General features: G+C 31.2%; 21 protein-coding genes. 15 read left to right on the top strand and 6 right to left on the bottom strand.

Annotation, left to right across the window (positions count from 1 at the left end):
* Positions 1-95 precede the first annotated feature (95 nt).
* The 11 genes from rpmH to L8V82_RS03085 are packed head-to-tail and all read left to right on the top strand — an operon-like array spanning position 96 to position 11,149.
* Positions 96-230, top strand: a complete 135-nt coding sequence (gene rpmH / locus L8V82_RS03135; RefSeq protein WP_012661270.1) for a 50S ribosomal protein L34 — start codon at positions 96-98, stop codon at positions 228-230.
* Positions 227-553 (top strand): ribonuclease P protein component, encoded by a 327-nt coding sequence (rnpA, locus tag L8V82_RS03130; protein ID WP_263675214.1) that lies wholly within the window; start codon positions 227-229, stop codon positions 551-553. The genes rpmH and rnpA overlap by 4 nt, the downstream gene beginning before the upstream one ends.
* Positions 541-924, top strand: a complete 384-nt coding sequence (gene yidD / locus L8V82_RS03125) for a membrane protein insertion efficiency factor YidD (RefSeq protein WP_039617892.1) — start codon at positions 541-543, stop codon at positions 922-924. Before rnpA ends, yidD begins: the two co-directional genes overlap by 13 nt.
* A complete protein-coding gene (gene yidC, locus L8V82_RS03120; protein ID WP_263723979.1) occupies positions 888-2,471 on the top strand; it encodes a membrane protein insertase YidC in 1,584 nt (527 codons plus the stop codon). Before yidD ends, yidC begins: the two co-directional genes overlap by 37 nt.
* On the top strand, positions 2,455-3,300 hold the full coding sequence (locus L8V82_RS03115) for a Jag N-terminal domain-containing protein (RefSeq protein WP_263723978.1): 846 nt from the start codon (positions 2,455-2,457) through the stop codon (positions 3,298-3,300). Before yidC ends, L8V82_RS03115 begins: the two co-directional genes overlap by 17 nt.
* Positions 3,297-4,625 carry a tRNA uridine-5-carboxymethylaminomethyl(34) synthesis GTPase MnmE gene (gene mnmE, locus L8V82_RS03110; protein WP_263723977.1) on the top strand — a complete coding sequence of 443 codons (1,329 nt, stop codon included), beginning with the start codon at positions 3,297-3,299 and terminating at the stop codon, positions 4,623-4,625. The genes L8V82_RS03115 and mnmE overlap by 4 nt, the downstream gene beginning before the upstream one ends.
* A 12-nt stretch (positions 4,626-4,637) precedes the next feature.
* On the top strand, positions 4,638-6,815 hold the full coding sequence (gene purL, locus L8V82_RS03105; RefSeq protein ID WP_263723976.1) for a phosphoribosylformylglycinamidine synthase subunit PurL: 2,178 nt from the start codon (positions 4,638-4,640) through the stop codon (positions 6,813-6,815).
* Positions 6,816-6,817: 2 nt separating this feature from the next.
* Positions 6,818-7,588, top strand: coding sequence for a TerB family tellurite resistance protein (locus tag L8V82_RS03100; RefSeq protein WP_263723975.1), 771 nt, complete (start codon positions 6,818-6,820; stop codon positions 7,586-7,588).
* Positions 7,585-9,117, top strand: a complete 1,533-nt coding sequence (gene purH / locus L8V82_RS03095; protein ID WP_263723974.1) for a bifunctional phosphoribosylaminoimidazolecarboxamide formyltransferase/IMP cyclohydrolase — start codon at positions 7,585-7,587, stop codon at positions 9,115-9,117. Before L8V82_RS03100 ends, purH begins: the two co-directional genes overlap by 4 nt.
* A 14-nt stretch (positions 9,118-9,131) precedes the next feature.
* A complete protein-coding gene (locus L8V82_RS03090; RefSeq protein WP_263723973.1) occupies positions 9,132-10,724 on the top strand; it encodes a methyl-accepting chemotaxis protein in 1,593 nt (530 codons plus the stop codon).
* Positions 10,725-10,735: 11 nt separating this feature from the next.
* The gene (locus L8V82_RS03085) at positions 10,736-11,149 is read left to right on the top strand and encodes an META domain-containing protein (RefSeq protein WP_263677630.1); all 414 of its coding nucleotides are present in this window, start codon (positions 10,736-10,738) and stop codon (positions 11,147-11,149) included.
* A 10-nt stretch (positions 11,150-11,159) separates the two neighbouring features.
* Here the strand turns inward: L8V82_RS03085 and pyrF are convergent, their stop codons facing one another.
* From pyrF to L8V82_RS03055, 6 genes are read right to left on the bottom strand one after another with little or no spacing between them, the layout of a single operon-like run.
* A complete protein-coding gene (gene pyrF / locus L8V82_RS03080; protein ID WP_263723972.1) occupies positions 11,160-11,843 on the bottom strand; it encodes an orotidine-5'-phosphate decarboxylase in 684 nt (227 codons plus the stop codon).
* Positions 11,840-12,238 (bottom strand): transcription antitermination factor NusB, encoded by a 399-nt coding sequence (nusB, locus tag L8V82_RS03075; RefSeq protein ID WP_257397005.1) that lies wholly within the window; start codon positions 12,236-12,238, stop codon positions 11,840-11,842. The genes pyrF and nusB overlap by 4 nt, the downstream gene beginning before the upstream one ends.
* A gap of 1 nt (position 12,239) precedes the next feature.
* On the bottom strand, positions 12,240-12,710 hold the full coding sequence (gene ribE / locus L8V82_RS03070) for a 6,7-dimethyl-8-ribityllumazine synthase (protein WP_214124644.1): 471 nt from the start codon (positions 12,708-12,710) through the stop codon (positions 12,240-12,242).
* Between the two features lie 12 nt (positions 12,711-12,722).
* Positions 12,723-13,526: a 3-deoxy-8-phosphooctulonate synthase gene (gene kdsA, locus L8V82_RS03065; RefSeq protein WP_263723971.1), complete on the bottom strand. Its 804-nt coding sequence runs from the start codon at positions 13,524-13,526 to the stop codon at positions 12,723-12,725.
* Positions 13,527-13,545: 19 nt separating this feature from the next.
* A complete protein-coding gene (locus L8V82_RS03060) occupies positions 13,546-14,907 on the bottom strand; it encodes a uracil-xanthine permease family protein (RefSeq protein ID WP_263675201.1) in 1,362 nt (453 codons plus the stop codon).
* A complete protein-coding gene (locus L8V82_RS03055; RefSeq protein ID WP_263723970.1) occupies positions 14,897-15,829 on the bottom strand; it encodes a DMT family transporter in 933 nt (310 codons plus the stop codon). The genes L8V82_RS03060 and L8V82_RS03055 overlap by 11 nt, the downstream gene beginning before the upstream one ends.
* 100 nt (positions 15,830-15,929) lie before the next feature.
* Between L8V82_RS03055 and der the strand changes: the two genes are divergently transcribed.
* Genes der through serS form a run of 4 tightly spaced genes read left to right on the top strand, consistent with a single transcriptional unit; the run spans position 15,930 to position 19,999 of the window.
* The gene (gene der, locus L8V82_RS03050) at positions 15,930-17,315 is read left to right on the top strand and encodes a ribosome biogenesis GTPase Der (RefSeq protein ID WP_263692243.1); all 1,386 of its coding nucleotides are present in this window, start codon (positions 15,930-15,932) and stop codon (positions 17,313-17,315) included.
* A complete protein-coding gene (locus tag L8V82_RS03045) occupies positions 17,299-17,796 on the top strand; it encodes a shikimate kinase (protein WP_263723969.1) in 498 nt (165 codons plus the stop codon). The genes der and L8V82_RS03045 overlap by 17 nt, the downstream gene beginning before the upstream one ends.
* Positions 17,793-18,752, top strand: a complete 960-nt coding sequence (gene trpS, locus L8V82_RS03040) for a tryptophan--tRNA ligase (RefSeq protein ID WP_263723968.1) — start codon at positions 17,793-17,795, stop codon at positions 18,750-18,752. The genes L8V82_RS03045 and trpS overlap by 4 nt, the downstream gene beginning before the upstream one ends.
* An 11-nt stretch (positions 18,753-18,763) precedes the next feature.
* Positions 18,764-19,999, top strand: a complete 1,236-nt coding sequence (gene serS / locus L8V82_RS03035; protein WP_263723967.1) for a serine--tRNA ligase — start codon at positions 18,764-18,766, stop codon at positions 19,997-19,999.

Raw genomic sequence — 19,999 nt, 5'->3', positions numbered from 1 at the left:
TTTAAAATAACTCTTAATTAAAAGCAGATTTAAGTAAGATTTTGCTAACATACTCGCTTATTATTTTGTTTTTTATTTTAAGTTAAGGAAAAAATATGAAAAGAACATACCAACCACATAAAACCCCTAAAAAAAGAACTCATGGTTTTCGCGTACGTATGAAAAGTAAAAATGGTCGCAAAGTGATCAATGCTAGACGTGCTAAAGGTAGAAAAAGATTAGCGGTATAAAAGATTTTCTAAGTATTAACGACTTAGGAGAGTTTGCAACAATTTATAAAGAAGGTAAAAAATGGCATTGCGAAGGCATGATCATCTTTTACATTTTAAGTGATGAAAAAAAATTCGCTGTTGTTGCTAGCAAAAAAGTTGGAAAAGCTGTCATAAGAAATAGAGCCAAAAGGCTCTTAAGATCAGCTTTTTTTCAGGTTAAAAATCAAGTTGAAAACGGAAAATACATACTTGTAGCTAAAACAAGTATCACTGAAATTCCTTTTTTAAAATTAGAAAAAAACTTGAAATGGGGTTTGAAAAAAATAGGATGTATAAAATAGCTTGTCTAAAACTTATCAGATTTTATCAACTCTTTATCAGTCCTTTTAAACCACAATGCTGTAGGTATTACCCAAGTTGCTCTGAATATGCCTTGTGGCAATTTAAAAAAAATAATATTTTTAAAGCATTTGGTGCAGTTTTTTTAAGAATTTTAAAATGCAATCCGTTTTTTAAAGGTGGTATTGATTATCCTAAGATACGCAAGAATAATCTAAACTCAGGTATATGTTTTAAACCTAGTTTTAACGCTTTAAAACAACTCAACTATCTTTATATCCCTTGCAACGATAATCAATTTTTTTTAATTAAGATTATATTTCCAAAGGACAATCCGTGTCAGAAAATTTATCTCAACAAAAACGCATATTAATTGCTGTTGTATTATCATTTTTATTTTTTGTAGTTTATGATTATTTTTTTATCCCCAAAGCTCCACAAACTGAGCAAAATATCACCCAAATAGAACAAAATAACTCAGCTCCACAAACCACAACTGCAAATACAAATACACAAGCTCCAAAAACAGAACTTAGTGTTAATCAAAAAGAAGAAATAGCAGTTGTTAAAAGTGAACATTTTGAAGCACATATTGACTCTTTAGGTAGAATAGCTAAATTTTATCTAAGTGATGAAAAATATAAAGATGAAAATGGTAAAAGTATTAATCTAGTAGATACTTCCTTATCGCCTTTACCGTTAGAAGTAAGATTTAGCGATGCAAAAATCAATCAAGAAGCTTTTAATACTTCATACACCACAAGTCAAAAAACTATCAATGTAAGCGATGAAAACACAACCTTAATCCTTACTCAAAATCTAAACGATTTAGTAGTAACTAAAAAAATCACTTTCCATAAATATGGAAACTATGATTTAGAGGTTAATCTAAGTAAAGACGCAGCTTATTTTATCACTCCAGGTTATCGTCCAAATATAGCAGTTGATAGCTATACAGTGCATGGGGTTTTAATCTTAGATAAAGATGATAAAATCACAATGTTAGAAGACGGTGATGTAGAAAATGATGAAAGTTTTTCTAATGTAACCCTTATGGCGGCTTCAGATCGCTATTATAGTGTTTTCTTTTATAATTTTGAAAAACCGCTTAATGCTGTAGTTACTAAAGATAATCACGAAAATTCTATCGTTTTTGCAAGTGCGACAAATACTTTTAAAGCAAGCGGTTATGTTGGCTCAAAAGAGCATGAAATTTTAAGAAGTATTCATGCGGATTTAGATGATGTTGTGGAATATGGTTGGTTTACTTTTATAGCTAAGCCTATGTTTGAATTTTTAAATTTCTTACATGGCTACATGGGCAACTGGGGTTGGGCTATTGTAGTGATGACTTTAATCGTGCGTATTATTCTTTTCCCACTTACTTATAAATCAATGATTTCTATGAATAAACTCAAAGATTTGGCACCTAAAATGAAAGAAATCAGAGAGCGCTATAAAGGCGATCCGCAAAAAATGAATTTACATATGATGGAACTTTATAAAAAACATGGTGCAAATCCTATGAGCGGATGTTTGCCTATACTTATTCAAATTCCAATTTTCTTTGCAATTTATAGAGTTTTACTAAATGCCATAGAGCTAAAAGCTGCACCTTGGGCTTTTTGGATTACAGATTTATCTGTAATGGATCCATGGTTTATTTTACCTATATTTATGGGTCTAACTATGTTTATCCAACAACTTATCACACCAATGGCCATACAAGATCCTATGCAAGAAAAGATTATGAAATTTTTACCATTAATTTTCACTTTCTTCTTCTTAACCTTCCCAGCAGGTTTAACTTTATATTGGTGTGTAAATAATATATGCTCACTTATTCAACAAGTGATTGTAAATAAACTTTTCAAAAACCACAAAAAAGAGGAAATAGCTAAACATGAACATAGAAGCTAAAGACTTACAAACCGCACTCATAGAAGCCTCAAAGCAACTTGAGTGCTCTGTGATTGATCTAGAATATGAAGTTATTCAACATGCTAAAGCAGGTTTTTTTGGTTTGTTTAGAAAAAATGCTATTATTTGTATTAAAGGACACAAAAAAACCCAAAAACCTCATCAAGAAAGAGCTAAAAAATTCCAAAATGAGAAATTTAACAAGCATACGCAAAAAAACTTTGATAAAAACGAACCAAAGAAAGAATACAAAGAAAATTTTCAAAAACCAATTGAAGATATTGCTCAACCTAAAGAGCACTATAAAGTAAAAAATGATGCCATTTTTGATTCATTTCATAAAGAATCCTCAGAAGAAAGAAATATCGCTTCCTATATTGATGAGATAAAAATTTCACTAGAAAAGCTACTAGCAACTTTTGATTTTGACATCAAAGTTGTACAAGTTAGCATTTGGGATGAAAATTGCGTACTAATAAAACTTGATGGTGAAGATGCGGCTTTACTTATAGGCAAAGAAGCTCATAGATATAAGGCTTTTTCTTATTTGCTTTATAACTGGCTTAGCGCTAAATACAAAATTCAACCAAGACTAGAAATTGCTCAATTTTTAGAAAATCAAACCCAAGCTATAGAAAATTATTTAAAAATTCTTATAGAAAAAGTAGAAAGTACAGGAAGAGTTCAAACAAAACCACTTGATGGAATTTGGCTAAAACTTGCTTTAGAAAAATTAAGAGAACGCTTTCCTGATAAATATGTAGCTATCAAACAAAATGACGATCAAAGATATATCGTTGTGAATGATTTTTTGAAGAAAAATGAATGAATGACACTATAGCTGCCATTGCCACAGCCCATGGAGTGGGTTCTATAAGTATTATTAGAATAAGTGGGGAAAAAGCTTTAGAGCTTGCATTGAAAATTACCCACAAAAAAGAGCTAACACCACGCTATGCACATTTGTGCAAACTTTATAAAAACAACAATGATTTTTTAGACGAAGCTTTAGTGATTTATTTTAAAGCACCCTACTCTTTTACAGGAGAAGATATAGTAGAATTTCAACTCCACGGGGGTTTTTCTTTGAGTGAAATTTTACTTGATGAGCTTATTTTAGCAGGTGCACGCCTTGCTAACCCTGGTGAATTTAGCAAAAGAGCTTGTTTAAATGGCAAGATGGATCTTTTAAAAGCTTTAAGCATACAAGATGCCATCATGTCAAAATCAACAAGTGCTGCAAATATCATAGCAAAAAACATTAAAGGTGATTTAAGTAAATTTTTAAATACCATTAGAATGGATCTTGTTCAAACCCTTGCTTTTGTAGAAACAAGCATTGATTATGCAGATGATGATTTACCGCAAGATTTACTTGATCAAATCATTGCTATGTGTGAAAAAAATTCAAAACTTTTACGTGATATAGTAGATATTTCTTTAAGTAAAAAAGGACTTATAGAAGGCTTTAAAGTTGCTATTATCGGTAAGCCAAATGCAGGAAAAAGTTCCTTGTTAAATTCACTTTTAGCTTTTGATAGAGCTATTGTTTCTAATATTGCAGGCACCACAAGAGATCGTATCGAGGAAAGTTTAAAAATAGGCTCACATTTAATCAAAATCATCGACACAGCAGGTATAAGAAATGCAGATGATGAGATAGAAAAAATCGGGGTTAATTTAAGCTATGAAAGTATTAAAGAAGCAGATATTATCATAGCTGTTTTCGATGGATCTAAAGAATTTGAAGAAGAAGATGAGCGTATTTTACAAGCTTTAAAAGATTGTGATAAAAAAATCATTTATGTTTTAAATAAAAGTGATCTAGCCACCAAATTTCAGCATGAAATTAGCACTTCTTGTATACGCATTTGCGCCCAAGAAAACACTCAAGCCATTAAGGAAAGTTTAAATGAATACTTAAATACTTTAGATGGCGATGGAATGCTAATTAGCAATACCTTAATACTTAATGCTTGTAAAAATGCTAGCGAAGCTATTTTGCGTGCAAGAGATTTATTAAAAGAAAGTTCTTTAGAACTTTTTGCTTTTGAATTAAATTTAGCCATAGGAGAAATAGCTCAATTTACAAAAGATTTTGAAAGAGATGAAATTTTAGATGCTATGTTTAGTAATTTTTGTTTAGGAAAATAAAAAGGAGAGAAAATGGATAAAGAAATTATAAAACAACATAAAATTAGCGACGAGGAATATCAAGAAATTTTAAACATACTAGGTAGAGAGCCTAATTTGCTAGAGCTTGGAGTAATTTCTGCTATGTGGAGTGAGCATTGCTCATATAAATCAAGCAAAAAATACCTTAATGGCTTTCCAACCAAAGCCCCTTGGGTAATCCAAGGTCCTGGTGAAAACGCTGGGGTGATAGATATAGGCAAAGGAATGGCAGCTGTATTTAAAGTAGAAAGTCATAATCACCCAAGTTTTATAGAGCCATTTGCAGGTGCAGCTACAGGTGTGGGCGGAATTTTACGCGATGTTTTTACCATGGGTGCAAGAGTTGTTGCAGGTATGAATTCTTTAAAATTTGGCAATATCCATGATGAAAAAATAGGCAAACATCAAAAATATTTAGTTAAAGGTGTAGTAAGTGGAATTTCACACTATGGTAATTGCATGGGTGTACCTACCATAGGTGGAGAATGTGCTTTTGATGAGTGTTTTAATGGAAATATCTTAGTTAATGCTTTTGCACTTGGAACTTGCAAAATCGAAGATATTTTTTATGCAAAAGCTGAAGGTATAGGTAATTCTGTAATTTATGTGGGTTCAAAAACTGGTCGTGACGGGCTTGGTGGAGCTGTAATGGCAAGTGATAGTTTTAATGAATCTAGCAAAAGCTTAAGACCAACCGTGCAAATTGGCGATCCATTTGCTGAAAAATTATTAATGGAAGCTTGTTTAGAACTTTTCAAAACTGATTATATAGTTGGAATTCAAGATATGGGCGCAGCAGGACTTACTTCAAGCTCTTTTGAAATGGCAGGACGCAGTGGTAGCGGTATGAAACTTTACCTTGATAAAACTCCTATGAGAGAAGAAGGTATGACTCCTTATGAATTAATGTTAAGTGAATCTCAAGAAAGAATGCTAATTTGTGCTAAAAAAGGCTATGAAGAGAAAGTTATTGAAATTTTTAACAAATGGGGGCTTGATGCAGCTATTATAGGCGAAGTTACCGATACTGGTAAAATGGAACTATTTTGGCATGATGAATTAGTTGGTTTGATCCCGATTGAGCCACTAAGCGAAAAAGCACCTATGCTTGATAGATCTGTATCTAAGCCAAAATACTTAGATGAAATAAAAAGCTATCAATTTAAACTTAACATTCCTACCCAAGAAGCATTTGAAAAACTCCTTGCAGATGAAAATGTTAGCAATAAAGCTTATATTTATGAGCAATTTGACTCAAGCGTACAAACCAATACTTTAAAAAGTGATGGGGCTTTAGGTGCAAATAGTATTAGAATTAAAGAAAATAACTGCTTACTTTCTATGGCAATTGAATGCAACTCAAGATTAAACTATGTAAACCCAAAAATCGGTGCAGCAGCGGCCGTTGCAAGTGCAGGAAGAAAAATAGCATGCTCAGGAGCTAGACCTTTAGCAATTAGTGATTGTTTAAACTATGGCAACCCACAAAATCCTGAGGTAATGTGGCAATTTGCACAAGGTTGCGAAGGTATTAAATTAGCTTGTAAAGAACTCAATACCCCTGTAGTAAGCGGCAATGTTTCTTTATACAATGAAACCGATGGTGTAAGTATTTTTCCAAGCCCAACTATAGCTTGCGTTGGGGTAAATGAAAAAGCAGAAAATGTTTTAAAATCATATTTTAGTAAAGACACTAGGGCTATTTATCTACTTGGAGAAAGCAAAGGTAGTTTTGGTGGATCTTTGATTGCTAAAGTACTAGATCAAAAAGTAGCAGGAGAACTTGAAGATATTGATTTTAAAGCAGAATTAAAACTATGGGATTTTCTGTTAAAAGCAAACGAAGCAAAATTACTTGATTGTGCTAATAGCATAGGCATAGGTGGCCTTGCTATTACTTTAGCTAAAATGAGTGCAAAAGCAAATTTAGGCATTGAAGTAAAAACTGATTTTGAAGATAAGAGTTTTATTTTCGAAGAAAGTCCGACAAGAGTTATAGTTGGCGTTAAAGATGAAGAAAAATTTATTAAATTTGTAAATGAAATGGGAATTAAATTTACAAAACTTGGAAATTTAAATGAAAAAGATTTCATTTTAGATGATATTAAGATATCTTTAGCAAAACTACAAACAATTTATTTTGATAAATTTAATGAGTATTTAGGATAAAAATGCTTTTTGTTTTACTTGTATTGGCAATTTTGGCATTTTATTGGTATTATAAAACATGGGGTAAAGATGATCTTTTAGGCTCCTTTAAAAAAGGGGCTAAAAGTTTCTCTCAAGGTTTTAAGCAAGGCTATCACGAAGAAAGAATTGATGGCTTTAAAAGAAGATTAAACTACTATGTAATAGCACTTTTAGCAAAAATAGCAAAAAGTGATGGCAGGGTTAGCGAAAATGAAGCTAATATGATCTCACAAATTCTTGATTATAACGCTAAAGATTCAAGAGAAAGAGAATTTTTAAAACAAAGTTTTAATGAACACAAAAACACCTTAAATGACACCTATGAAGTAGCCAAAGAACTCATCAAGGAAGTACCTTTACCTCAACAAGAAAGAATTAATATATTAAATGTTTTGGTTGCAATGGCCTTGATTGATGGAGAACTTAACAGCACTAAAAAAGATGTATTAAAAGCCATTGTCAAAGCCTTTAATCTTGATCTAAATATGCTTGAGAGACTTCTAAATTCTATGCAAACTCAAAAAGTAGGCATGAATTTGCAAAAAGCATGTGAGATTTTAGGTGTAAGCGAAAATGTAAATTTACAAGAGCTTAAAAAACGCTATAGAGAACTTGCTAAAAAATATCATCCTGATATTTTAAACGCGAACAACAGCGATGAAGCAAAAATAAAAGAAGGTGTAAAAAAATTTCAAGAAGTTAATGAATCTTATGAATTTTTAAAACAATACATAGAAAGGAAAAATCAATGAAAGCACTAATTAGTGTCAGTGATAAAGAAGGAGTAGTAGAATTTGCTAGTGAGCTTGCAAAATTAGGTTTTGAGCTTTTATCTACTGGAGGCACTTATAAGCTTTTAAAAGAAAATAACTTGCAAGTACAAGAAGTTAGTGATTTTACTCAAAGTCCTGAAATGTTTGAAGGACGTGTAAAAACCTTACACCCAAAAATTCATGGCGGAATTTTATATAAAAGAGAAGATGAAAGCCACCAAAAGCAAGCTAAAGAACATAATATAGAAAGCATAGACTTACTTTGTGTGAATTTATATCCTTTCAAAAAAACTACAATTTTAACCCAAGATTTTGATGAGATTGTAGAAAATATCGATATCGGTGGTCCTGCTATGATACGCAGCGGTGCAAAAAACTTTAAAAATGTCATTGTAGTTTGCGATATTTTAGACTATGATAAAATCATACAAGCTTTAAAAGATAATACTTTAGATCTTGACTTTAGAAGAGCATTGATGATCAAAGCTTATGAGCATACAGCAAATTATGATGCTTATATAGCAAATTATATGAATGAGCGTTTTAATGGTGGTTTTGGGGCAAGTAAATTTATTGTAGGTCAAAAAGTATTTGATACAAGATATGGAGAAAACCCTCATCAAAAAGGTGCTTTATATGAATTTGATGATTTTTTCACGCACAATTTTACAACCTTAAAAGGTGAAGCAAGTTTTAATAATCTAACCGATATTAACGCAGCTTTAAATTTAGCAAGTGCTTTTGATAAAGCTCCAGCAGTAGCCATTGTAAAACATGCAAATGCTTGTGGATTTGCCATAAAAGAAAACTTACTCCAAAGCTATATCCATGCACTTAAATGCGATACCTTGAGTGCTTATGGAGGAGTTGTAGCTATTAATGGAACTTTAGATAAAGAATTAGCGCAAAAAATCAATGAAATTTATATAGAAGTAATCATTGCAGCAAATGTAGATGATGATGCTTTGGAAGTATTTAAAGATAAAAAGCGTATTAAAATCTTTACACAAAAAGCGCCATTTTTAACTAGAGCTTATGATAAATATGATTTTAAACACATAGATGGTGGTTTTGTATATCAAGATAGCGATGAAGTTAAAGAAGAAGAATTAAAAAATGCGGTATTAAAAAGCGAAAGAAAAGCTAATGAACAAGAATTAAAAGATCTTGAAATAGCTATGAAAATTGCTGCATTTACCAAATCAAATAACGTAGTTTATGTAAAAAATGGCGCTATGGTGGCTATTGGCATGGGTATGACAAGTCGTATTGATGCAGCTAAAGCAGCTATTAATAAAGCTAAGGAAATGGGACTTGATTTAAATGGTTGTGTTTTAGCAAGCGAGGCTTTCTTTCCATTTAGAGATAGCATAGATGAGGCTAGCAAAATAGGCGTAAAAGCTATTATTGAACCAGGTGGAAGCATAAGAGATGAGGATATCATCCAAGCTGCTAATGAATATGGTATTGCACTATATTTTAGTGGCGTAAGACACTTTTTACATTAACACAAGGAGTTTAAATGTTTAAAAGCATAGGTGCAAAGATATCTTTAGCAATGATTTCTACATTGCTAATTAGTTTTATTATTATGCAAATTATTTTACAAAAAGACTCTCAGCAAACGACCGATAGAATCAGCCGTGCAAATTTAGATACCTTAAGCACTTCTGTTTTTCAAACACTAAGAATGGCGATGAATTTGGGTGATCCTGCCATTATAGAACAAGCTATAAAAGAAGCAGGTGAGATAGAAGGTATAAAAGATATTAAAATTTATCCTTCAAAAAGCACCGTTGAGCTTTTTGAAATGCAAAAATACACAAAAAGTAATGAAAGTATTATCAATGAGCAATTTAACAAGCCAGAAATTAAAGCAGTTGAGATTAACAATGATCAAGGACATTATCTAAGGCTTATACGTCCATTAATTGCTAACGAGGGTTGTCTTGCTTGCCATGCAAACGCTAAAGAAGGTGATGTTTTAGGGGTTATGGATATGTATAATGACTTAAAACATGTAGATGATGATTTAGCAAGCTCAGCTAGAACTTATATTGTTATTTTTAGCATAGCTTTACTTTTTACTGTTTTTGCTGTGCTTTATATTTTAAAAATAGTTGTAGGTAATCCTGTTTTAGATCTTTTAAAACATGCCAAAGAGCTAGCTAGTGGCGATGGAGATTTACGCGCAAGAATTAACATAAAAAGCACTGATGAGATAGGCAAAGCTTGTACTTATATTAATCAATTTATTGAAAAAATTCAAAATGCAGTAATTTCTACTAATGAAAATTCTCAAATGGTAGATAAACAATCTAAACTTTTAAATGCTAATGCACTTGATCTAGCAAATAGAACTAAAGAAGGTCATACAAAAACCGATGAATCTTATCATTTAAGTGAGCAAATTCATACAGAGTTACAAGATCTTGCTGAACTTTCAAATAATGCAAACAAGGCAAATACAAAATCTTTTGAAGTTTTAAATACTATGCTTGATTCACTAAATCAGGTAGTAGATAAAGTAAGAGTTGTTGCAGAAAATGAAGATGTGTTATCTCAAAAAGTTGAAGTTATGGAAAAACAAGCAGAAGAGATTAAAAAAGCTTCTGATATGATGGGAGAAATTGCCGATAAAACTAATCTTTTATCATTAAATGCGGGTATTGAAGCAGCACGTGCTGGAGAATTTGGTCGCGGATTTTCAGTTATTGCTGAAGATGTAAGAAATCTTGCTCAAAACTCAGAGGAATTTTTAAAAAATATTGCTATTGTCACCAAGCAATTAGTAGATAGTATTAATGAAGTTTCCAAAGAGTTAAAACACAATGCTAAAGAAATTAATTCTTTAAATCAAGATGCAAAAGATCTTGTAGAAGGAACTAATGAAGTAAAAGTTTGCAATGAAAATGCAAGAGATTTAGCAAATGCTTGTATGCAAAAAATCTCAAGCACACAAGAAACTTTACAATCTTTGCTTGATAAAATGCAAGAAACAGTAAAATTAAGTGATAAAAACGAAGAAATTTCAAAAATTTTACTTGATGTTGCTCATGAGTTAAATGTAGTTTGTCAAAATTTAGAAGATGAATTAAAACATTTTCATGTATAAGGAGAATCAAAATGAAAAAAATAATTACATTAAGTATAGCAAGCTTAGCTATTTTTAGTGGGTGTTCTGTGGCAAATTTAAGTGTTGATGATTTACAAAATAAAGAATTTACTATAAGTTCTTATGAAGCTAATGGAAAAAGTTATGAACTTCCTCAAAATTCTAAAGCAAGCATTAGTTTTGATAATAAAGACAAAAGAGTTTTTGGTGTTTCAGGATGTAACAGATTTTTTGGAAACTATAAAGATCAAGGAAATAGCATTAAAATAGAAGATAATCTTGCTTCAACAAAAATGCTTTGCGATCAAGAGTCTATGAAATTTGAAGATAATTTCTTAAGAAATTTCAACGGAGATTTTCAAATTATTAGCGACGATGATGGAATTATTTTGGAAAATAAAAAAATGAAAGTATATTTAAAATAAGCCTTTAGGCTTATTTTAAATGCTCTAATATATCCTCGCAAACCTTTCTAGGTTCTTTTGCTTTATAAATAGGTCTTCCAACCACAATAAAATCTGACAAATTATCCTTAGCACACTGTATATCAGCTACTCTTTTTTGATCATCTAAATTTTCTTTAAAGGGGCGAATTCCAGGGGTTAATGTGATAAAATTTGAATTAGTGTTTTCTTTTATCAACAAACTTTCATATACCGAGCAAACCATACCATCAAGACCACTTTCGTAGCTAATTTTAGAAAAATCCTTAACAGCTTGTTTGATATCTTGTTTATATACACTAAAAAATTCTTGCTCATCAAAACTAGTTAAAGCAGATACAGCAAGCACCAAAGGTCTTTTACTTAAAGCATTTAAACGCTCCATAATCATACACATAGCACTTTTACCTGCACTTGCATGAATATTAAACATATCTACATCAAGCTTAGCAAGCTCTTCACAAGCATCTGCCATAGTATTTGGTATATCATAAAGTTTTAGATCTAAAAATATTTTAAAATCATCCACTTTTTTAATCGTCTCTAAAAGCTTTACCCCATCTCTTAAATACGATCTAAGCCCTATTTTAACCCAAAGGTCTAAGCCTTTTAATTCTTTGGCTAAATTTATACACTCATCATAGCTTGCCACATCAAAAGCCACACAAAGTTTCATTGCGCTTCCTTGTTGATTTTATCTAGTACTCCATTGATAAATTTAGGAGCATTATCCCCTGCCATTTCTTTTGCAAGCTCTATAGCCTCATTAATAATAATCGCTTTTTGCGTAGAAGTAAATAAAATCTCATAAGCACCCAAACGCAAAATAGCTTTTTCTATACTAGCCACTCCATCTAACTTATGCTCTTTTAAACACTCATTGATTTTCTCATCAAGCAAAGTAAGTTGCTCATTAATGCCATTATATAAATCTAGAGTGAATTTTCTTTGATCGTTGCGAATTTTTTTCTCATCTAAAAATTCATTGATAAAATCTTTATTTTCTTGATTTAACTGTGCTGCATAAAGCAAAGAAACAATACTTTGTCTTACTTGGTGTCTAGTAGCCATTTTAAGCCTTAATTTTTTGGATTAAATTAAGCATTTCAACCACAGTAAGCATAGCTTCAAAACCCTTATTACCTGCTTTGCTACCTGCTCTTTCTATGGCTTGCTCTAAGGTATCAGTTGTTAAAACCCCAAAGCTTACAGGCACATTAGCTCCAAGCCCTACACTTGCTATACCTTTAGTAGTTTCAGCTGCCACATAATCAAAATGTGGCGTACTTCCACGAATTACCGCTCCAACACAACAAATTCCATCAAATTTTTTACTCTCACAAGCTTGTTTTAATGCAAAAGGAATTTCAAAAGCACCTGGAACTAAAATAAGACTTAAGTTTTCTTCCTTGCCCCCATGTCTTAAAAAAGCATCTTTAGCACCTTCAACTAAACGATCTGTGATGATATGATTAAATCTTGCATTGATAATTGCAATTTTCTCGTCACCTTTTAAACTTAAATTTCCCTCTATTATATTCATATTTTTCCTTTTTTAAATGATTTCTTGAATTTTTAAAAGCGTATTCACGCAATTTTTAAGTCTTGAAAGATCAAGCATATTTGGTCCATCACATAAAGCCTTACAAGGATCAATGTGCGTTTCAAAGAAAAATCCATCCACACCCACACTGGCAGCAGCTCTTGCTAAAGGCTCTACAAATTCACTTTTGCCTCCACTACTTCCACCATTTGCTCCTGGCATTTGCACACTATGAGTAGCATCAAAAACAACCGGAGCATATTTTCTCATGATAACCAAACTTCTCATATCTACAACCAAATTTCCATAGCCAAAACTAGAACCTCTCTCAGCTACAAAAACCCCATTTTCTTTGGCTATTTCAAAACCTTCTTCGTTAATGCCTCTAGTTTGTAAAATTTTAGCTACGCTGTATTTAATATCTTCAGGATTTAAAAATTGCCCTTTTTTTACATTTACCTTAGCCTTTGTTTTAGCAGCAGCTACTAATAAATCAGTTTGCCTACATAAAAAGGCAGGAATTTGTAAAACATCTACAACTTCAGCCGCAATACTTGCTTGAGAACTCTCATGAATATCAGTTAAAATTTGCATGCCAAATTTATCTTTAACTTTTTGCAAAATTTCCAAACCTTTTTCAAGACCTGGTCCTCTAAAACTATTAATACTAGTTCTATTTGCTTTATCAAAGCTTGATTTAAAATAAAAATCAATTCTATCATCTTTTAAAAAGCATTCAAGCTCTTGTGCAACCTTAAAAACAAGTTCTTCATTTTCTATCACACAAGGCCCTGCTATTAGTATCATTTTTTTCATCATTTTTCCTTGTTTTTTATTATTTTACTTTATTTTTATTATTTTCTTCAAGAGGGAAAACAAAATTTAAAATAATAGCTGTAATCCCACCTGCTGCAATCCCTGAAGAAAATAAAGTTTTAAACCACATTGGCATAAATTCTAAAATATCAGGATTATTAGAAACTCCAAGCCCTATACCCAAACTCATAGCTATAATGATAATAGAACGACGGTTTAAATTTTCTTTAGAAATAATCCTAACTCCTGTTGCAGCTATAGTGCCAAACATTACTAAAGTTGCTCCACCTAAAATAGGCTCTGGAATTTGTAAAGTAATATCAGCCACAATAGGAAATAAACCTAAAATCATCAACATAAAAGCTACAATAAACCCTACATAGCGACTTGCAACACCTGTTAGGGCTATGACACCATTGTTTTGCCCAAAACATGAGTTTGGAAAAGTATTAAAAAAGGCTGAAACAAAAGAATTAAAACCATTTGCTAAAACTCCACCTTTTAATCTTTTTGCATAAAGTTCACCTTTAACCGGCTGATTTGAAACTTCACTAGTGGCACTAATATCACCAATTGTTTCTAAAGAAGTTACCATAAAAACCAAAATCAAAGGTAAAATGAGATTATAATCAACACTCAAACCATAATGTAAAGGATCAGGTAAAAACACTAAAGGCAAATTTTCATTAAAATTAAAGCTAAAATTTTCAAAAGTCATAGCTACCAAAAGCCCTATTATCATAGCTATAAACAAAGAAGAAATTCTTATATAGGCATTATTAAAACGATTTAAAACAATAATACTTAAAATCACAACTCCGGCTAATAATAAATTTTGCAAAGAACCAAATTCACCACTTGCTTTAGCCGCAAATCCACCTCCTGCACTCACAAGGCCAACATTAATCAAACTAAGACCTATAATCATCACTACTATACCAGAAACCAAAGGCGAAATCACTCTTCTTACAAAAGGTAAAATTTGAGAAATAATCATTTCAGTAGTAGAACAAAGCATTAAAGTACCAAAAATAGCTCCAAGCATTGCTTCTTGCGATAAACCATTATTTTTTAAAACAAGCCCACCTAGTATAATAGGCGCAACAAAGTTAAAACTAGTCCCTTGAATAGATAAAAGCCCACTCCCTATAGGACCCCAAGTTTTAATCTGCAAAAGCGAAGCAACACCTGAAGCAAAAAGCGACATACAAATAATTCTTGCTGTATTAGTATCATCTATTCCAAGACCTTTGCAAATTAATAAAGCAGGTGTAATCACAGCCACAAACATAGCCATCAAATGCACCAATGCAGCAAAAAATGCCTTAGCAAAAGGTGGTTTATCTTCTAAACCATAAATTAAATCTGTTTTATTTTCCATTTTTCTTTCCTTTTGTTTGCTTACTAACCAAAATAATTCCTCCTAAAATAATGCTAAAAATTCCTATAAAAACCATAAAACTAGGAAATTCATCTCCTAATAATATACCTAAAAACAAAGTAAAAACTACATCTATATAACTAACTCCTGCAACAACTCCTGCCTTTTTTGCTACTCCATAAGCTTTAGTAACATGAATTTGATACATTGCTCCAAAAATTCCCATCAAAACAATAAAAATCCAAGCTTTAAGACTAGGCATAACAAAAGGAGCAATTAAAAAATCAAGCTCTTTTATTTCATAAAAAGAACCTATAATCATAGATATTAAAGGCATAAGAGTACCAATTAAAACAAAAGATAAAGCTATAAAAGGCGCTGGGTATGATTTTCTAAGTTCTCTTACACTAGTTAGCGCTAAAGCTGCACAAAAACCACTTAAAATTCCCAAAATACTATTTTTTAAATCAAAACCTGAATGCGTAGTGCTATCTGCAAAAGGCTGACAAATTAACAACACCCCTATAAAAGCAATCAAAATCCCAAAACAAGCTTTTAATCCTAAACTTTCTTTAAAAAACAAAAAAGCGATCAAAGCTATAAAAATAGGTGCTGTTTTTTGAAAAGCAAAAGCACCACCTAATGAAATATTAGAAACATTATAAAAGAAAAGATATAAAGCGATTGTCCCTATAACACCTCTAAAAATCAGCAAACCTAAATGCCCACCACTTTTATGAAAATTTAATTTTGAAAGCGCATAAAGCATAAAAGCTGTGCCTATGATATTTCTAAAAAACATAATTTCGATCGATGATAATTCTTCACTAAGAATTTTTGCACAAGCACCTACAAATGCAAATTCTATGGAAGCAATAATCATAAAATATATACCTAAATTCTTTTTAACTATTCTTAACATATAAATTCCATATAAAAATTCCCGTTATTTTAGTCTTTTTTGCTTAATTTTAAGGCAATTTTTATATAATCACAAATAAAAATTTAAAAAATGAGTATTAATGCAAAGTATTATTTTAATAGGAAAACCAAATGTTGGCAAATCAAGTCTTTTTAATAGACTTGCAAGAAAACGTATAGCTATCACCAGTGACATAAGCGGGACTACAAGAGATACAAACAAAATAGAGGTAGAAATTGATGGCAAAAAAGCCCTATTAATAGATAGTGGCGGACTTGATGAGAGCAATGAGCTTTTTAAAAATGTCAAAGCAAATTCGCTTAAAGCTGCTAAAAATAGTGATATTATCTTTTATATGGTGGATGGTAAATTTTTACCTGATGATGAAGATAAAGCATTTTTTTATGAAATGAAAAAACTCAATAAACCCATAGCTTTAGTAATCAATAAAGTCGATAACAAAAAAGATGAAGAAAGATCTTGGGAATTTTCTAATTTTGGAGTAAAAGAAGTTTTTAACATCTCGGTTACACATAATATAGGCATTGATGAACTTTGCATGTGGGCTGGTAAGTTTTTAAATGAAAGTTTTTTAAATGCAGATGAAGAAGAAGACTTTGAAAGTTATTTAGAAAATTTTGATGAAAATAGCGGAGATTTTAAACTAAAAACCATCAATGAAAACCATATTAAAGTAGGAATTATCGGCAGGGTAAATGTAGGAAAATCAAGTCTTTTAAATGCTTTAGTAAAAGAAGAACGTAGCGTGGTAAGCGATATAGCAGGTACTACGATTGATCCTGTTAATGAAAGCATTATGCATAAAGATAAAATCATTGAGTTTGTAGATACTGCAGGGATTAGAAAACGCGGGAAAATACAAGGCTTGGAACGTTATGCGCTAAATAGAACTGAATATGCCCTAGCTAATGCTCAAATTGCACTTTTAGTACTTGATGCAGCTGAGGGTTTTAATGAACTTGATGAGCGTATTGCAGGACTTGCTGCTAAACATTGTTTAGGTGTGATTATCGTGCTTAATAAATGGGATAAAAGCGAACTTGATTTTGATAAAACTTTAAAAGAATTAAAACTAGATCGTTTTAAATTTCTAGCTTATGCACCCGTTGTAAGTGTATCAGCTTTAAGCGGAAAAAGAGTACATGTGCTTTTAGATAAAATCTTAGAAGTTTTTGCCAATTTCACGCAAAAAATTCCAACTGCAAAATTAAATGCTTTAGTGGAAGAAGCCACAAGAGCTCATCCACTACCACATGATTATGGTAAATTAGTAAAAATTTATTATGCAGTTCAATATGACTTAGCACCTCCAAAAATAGCTCTAATTATGAATAGACCAAAAGCTTTACATTTTAGCTATAAGCGCTATTTGCAAAATCAAATTAGAAAACAATTTAATTTTGAAGGTGTTCCTTTGATTTTAGCTTCAAGAAAAAAAGGTAGCAAAGATGAACAAGAAGGATAATCTCCTTTTTGTGGGTTTTATGGGCTGTGGTAAAACAACCATAGCAAGAGCTTATGCTAAAAAATATGATAAAATCTTTTTAGATACAGATAGTTTGATCAAAGAAAAATATAATCTTGAAATTAGTGAAATTTTTAAAACATATGGAGAGAAAAAATTTCGTAAAGAAGAGCAAAAAATAGCTTTATTTTTACATTGTTTGCAAAATTGCTCCATTGCAAGTGGCGGTGGTTTTATAGAGCAAAAAAAATTAAAAAATATTGGTATTATTGTTTATTTAAAAGCAAGTTTTGATTATCTTTTACAAAGACTAAGCAAAGAAGAATTAACCACTAGACCTTTATTTGCAAATACAAATAATGCCAAAATTCTTTTTGATCAAAGAGCAAAAAAATACGAAAAAAAGGCAAATATTATTATAGATATTGAAAATAAAAACGTTAATGAGATTATTAAAGAAATTAAAAAAGAGGTAAAATGAGAGTTATTACGGGATTACAGCCAAGTGGGGATTTACATATAGGAAATTATTTTGGCTCTATAAGGCAAATGCTAAATATGCAAGAAGAAAATCAAATGTATATGTTTATAGCAAATTATCATGCTATGACTTCAAGTTTTGATGGAGAAAAACTCAGACAAAATTCACTCAAAGCTGCAGCAGCTTTTTTGAGTTTAGGGATCGATCCACAAAAAAGCGTATTTTGGCTACAAAGTGATGTAAAAGAAGTAATGGAGCTTTATTGGATTCTTTCTCAATTTACCCCAATGGGGCTTTTAGAAAGAGCGCATAGCTATAAAGATAAAATTGCCAAAGGTTTAAATGCCAACCATGGACTTTTTTCTTACCCTGTTTTAATGGCTGCAGATATTTTACTTTTTAATGCTCAAGTAGTTCCTGTGGGTAAAGATCAAATTCAACACGTTGAAATAGCAAGAGATATAGCCTTAAAAGTAAATAATGAATGGGGCGAAATTTTTACTCTACCTCAAGCTAAAGTTAATGATGAAGTTGCTGTAGTACCTGGTACTGATGGAGCTAAAATGAGTAAGTCCTATCAAAATACAATTGATATTTTCAATACACCAAAAGCTATTAAAAAACAAATTTCTTCCATTGTCACAGATAGTACAGCTTTAGAAGATCCAAAAGATTGGCAAAATTGCAATATATTTAAAATCGCAAAATTGTTTTTAAACAAAACAGAACAAGAAGCTTTAAAAAGCCGTTATGAAAAAGGTGGCGAAGGCTATGGGCATTTTAAAATGTATTTAAATGAAATCGTTAGTGAGTATTTTGCCTTGGCTAAGGAAGAATATGAAAAATTATTAGCTAATCCTTCTAAAATCGAAGAGATTTTAGAATTTGGAGCAAACAAAGCAAAAAAACAAGCCCAAGAAACAATGGAAAAAATTTATGCTAAAATAGGACTATAAAAGGAGTTAGAATGTTAGATTTAAAACTTTTGCAAAATAATTTTGATGAAATTGCACAAAAACTAAAAGCTAAAAAAGTGGATGAAAATTTACTTAAAGAACTGAGTGATTTATTTATAAATTTAAAAAAAGAAAAAGCACTTTTAGAAGAATTTCAAGCTTTTCAAAACAAATTTAGCAAAGAACTTGCAACAGCGCAAGATAAAGAAAGTTTAAAAGCACAACTAAGTCAAAATAAAGAAAAAATTAATACTCAATCAAAAATCGTTAATGAATTAGAAGAAAAACTAGAACAAATTGCTCTAGCAATACCAAATATCCCTGATGAATGCGTGCCTTTTGGAGAAGATGAGGATGAGAATGTAGAATTAAAAAAAGTTTTAACTCCACCTAGTTTTGATTTTGAAATCAAAGAACATCATGATTTAGGAGAAAAATTAAATTGGCTTGATTTTACAAGAGGAGTTAAAATCTCACAAAGTCGCTTTTGTGTGCTTAAGAACGAAGGGGCTTTACTAAGTAGAGCTTTGGTAAATTATATGATAGATTTTAATAGAAGCAGAGGTTTTGAGTTAGTTAATGTGCCATTTTTAGTAAATAGTGCGACCATGTATGGCACCGGACAACTTCCCAAATTTAAAGATGATATGTATAAGGTAGAAAATGATGATTTATACCTCATCTCAACTTCTGAAATTCCTGTAACTAATCTTTATTCTAATGAAATTTTAACTCAAGAAGAATTACCTTTAAAAATGACTTGCTATAGTGCTTGTTTTAGACAAGAAGCAGGAAGTGCAGGTAGAGACACAAGAGGTATTATAAGACAACATCAATTTGAAAAAGTAGAGCTTGTTAGCATATGCAAGCCTGATCAAAGCGAGCTAATGTTTGAAGAAATGCTAAATTGTGCTAGTGACTTACTAAGTTCTTTAGGTCTAGCACATAGGCATTTGATGCTTTGTACTGGAGATTTAGGTTTTTCAGCTGCAAAAACAGTGGATTTAGAAGTTTGGCTTCCATCGCAAAATAAATACCGTGAAATTAGCTCTGTATCTAATTGTAAAGATTTTCAAGCAAGACGTGCAAAAATTCGCTTTAAAAATGATAAAGGCAAAAACGAATTAGTACATACACTTAATGGCTCTTCATTAGCTGTTGGTAGAACCTTAGTAGCTATTATGGAAAATTATCAAGAAAAAGATGGAAATATAAGAATTCCTGATGTATTAAGAAAATACTTTTAA

The sequence above is a fragment of the Campylobacter sp. IFREMER_LSEM_CL2151 genome, assembly GCF_025771725.1.
In the GTDB taxonomy this organism is placed as follows: domain Bacteria; phylum Campylobacterota; class Campylobacteria; order Campylobacterales; family Campylobacteraceae; genus Campylobacter_D; species Campylobacter_D lari_C.
The sequence above is the reverse complement of the archived record's forward strand: the minus strand, read 5'-3'. Positions and strand labels throughout refer to the sequence as shown.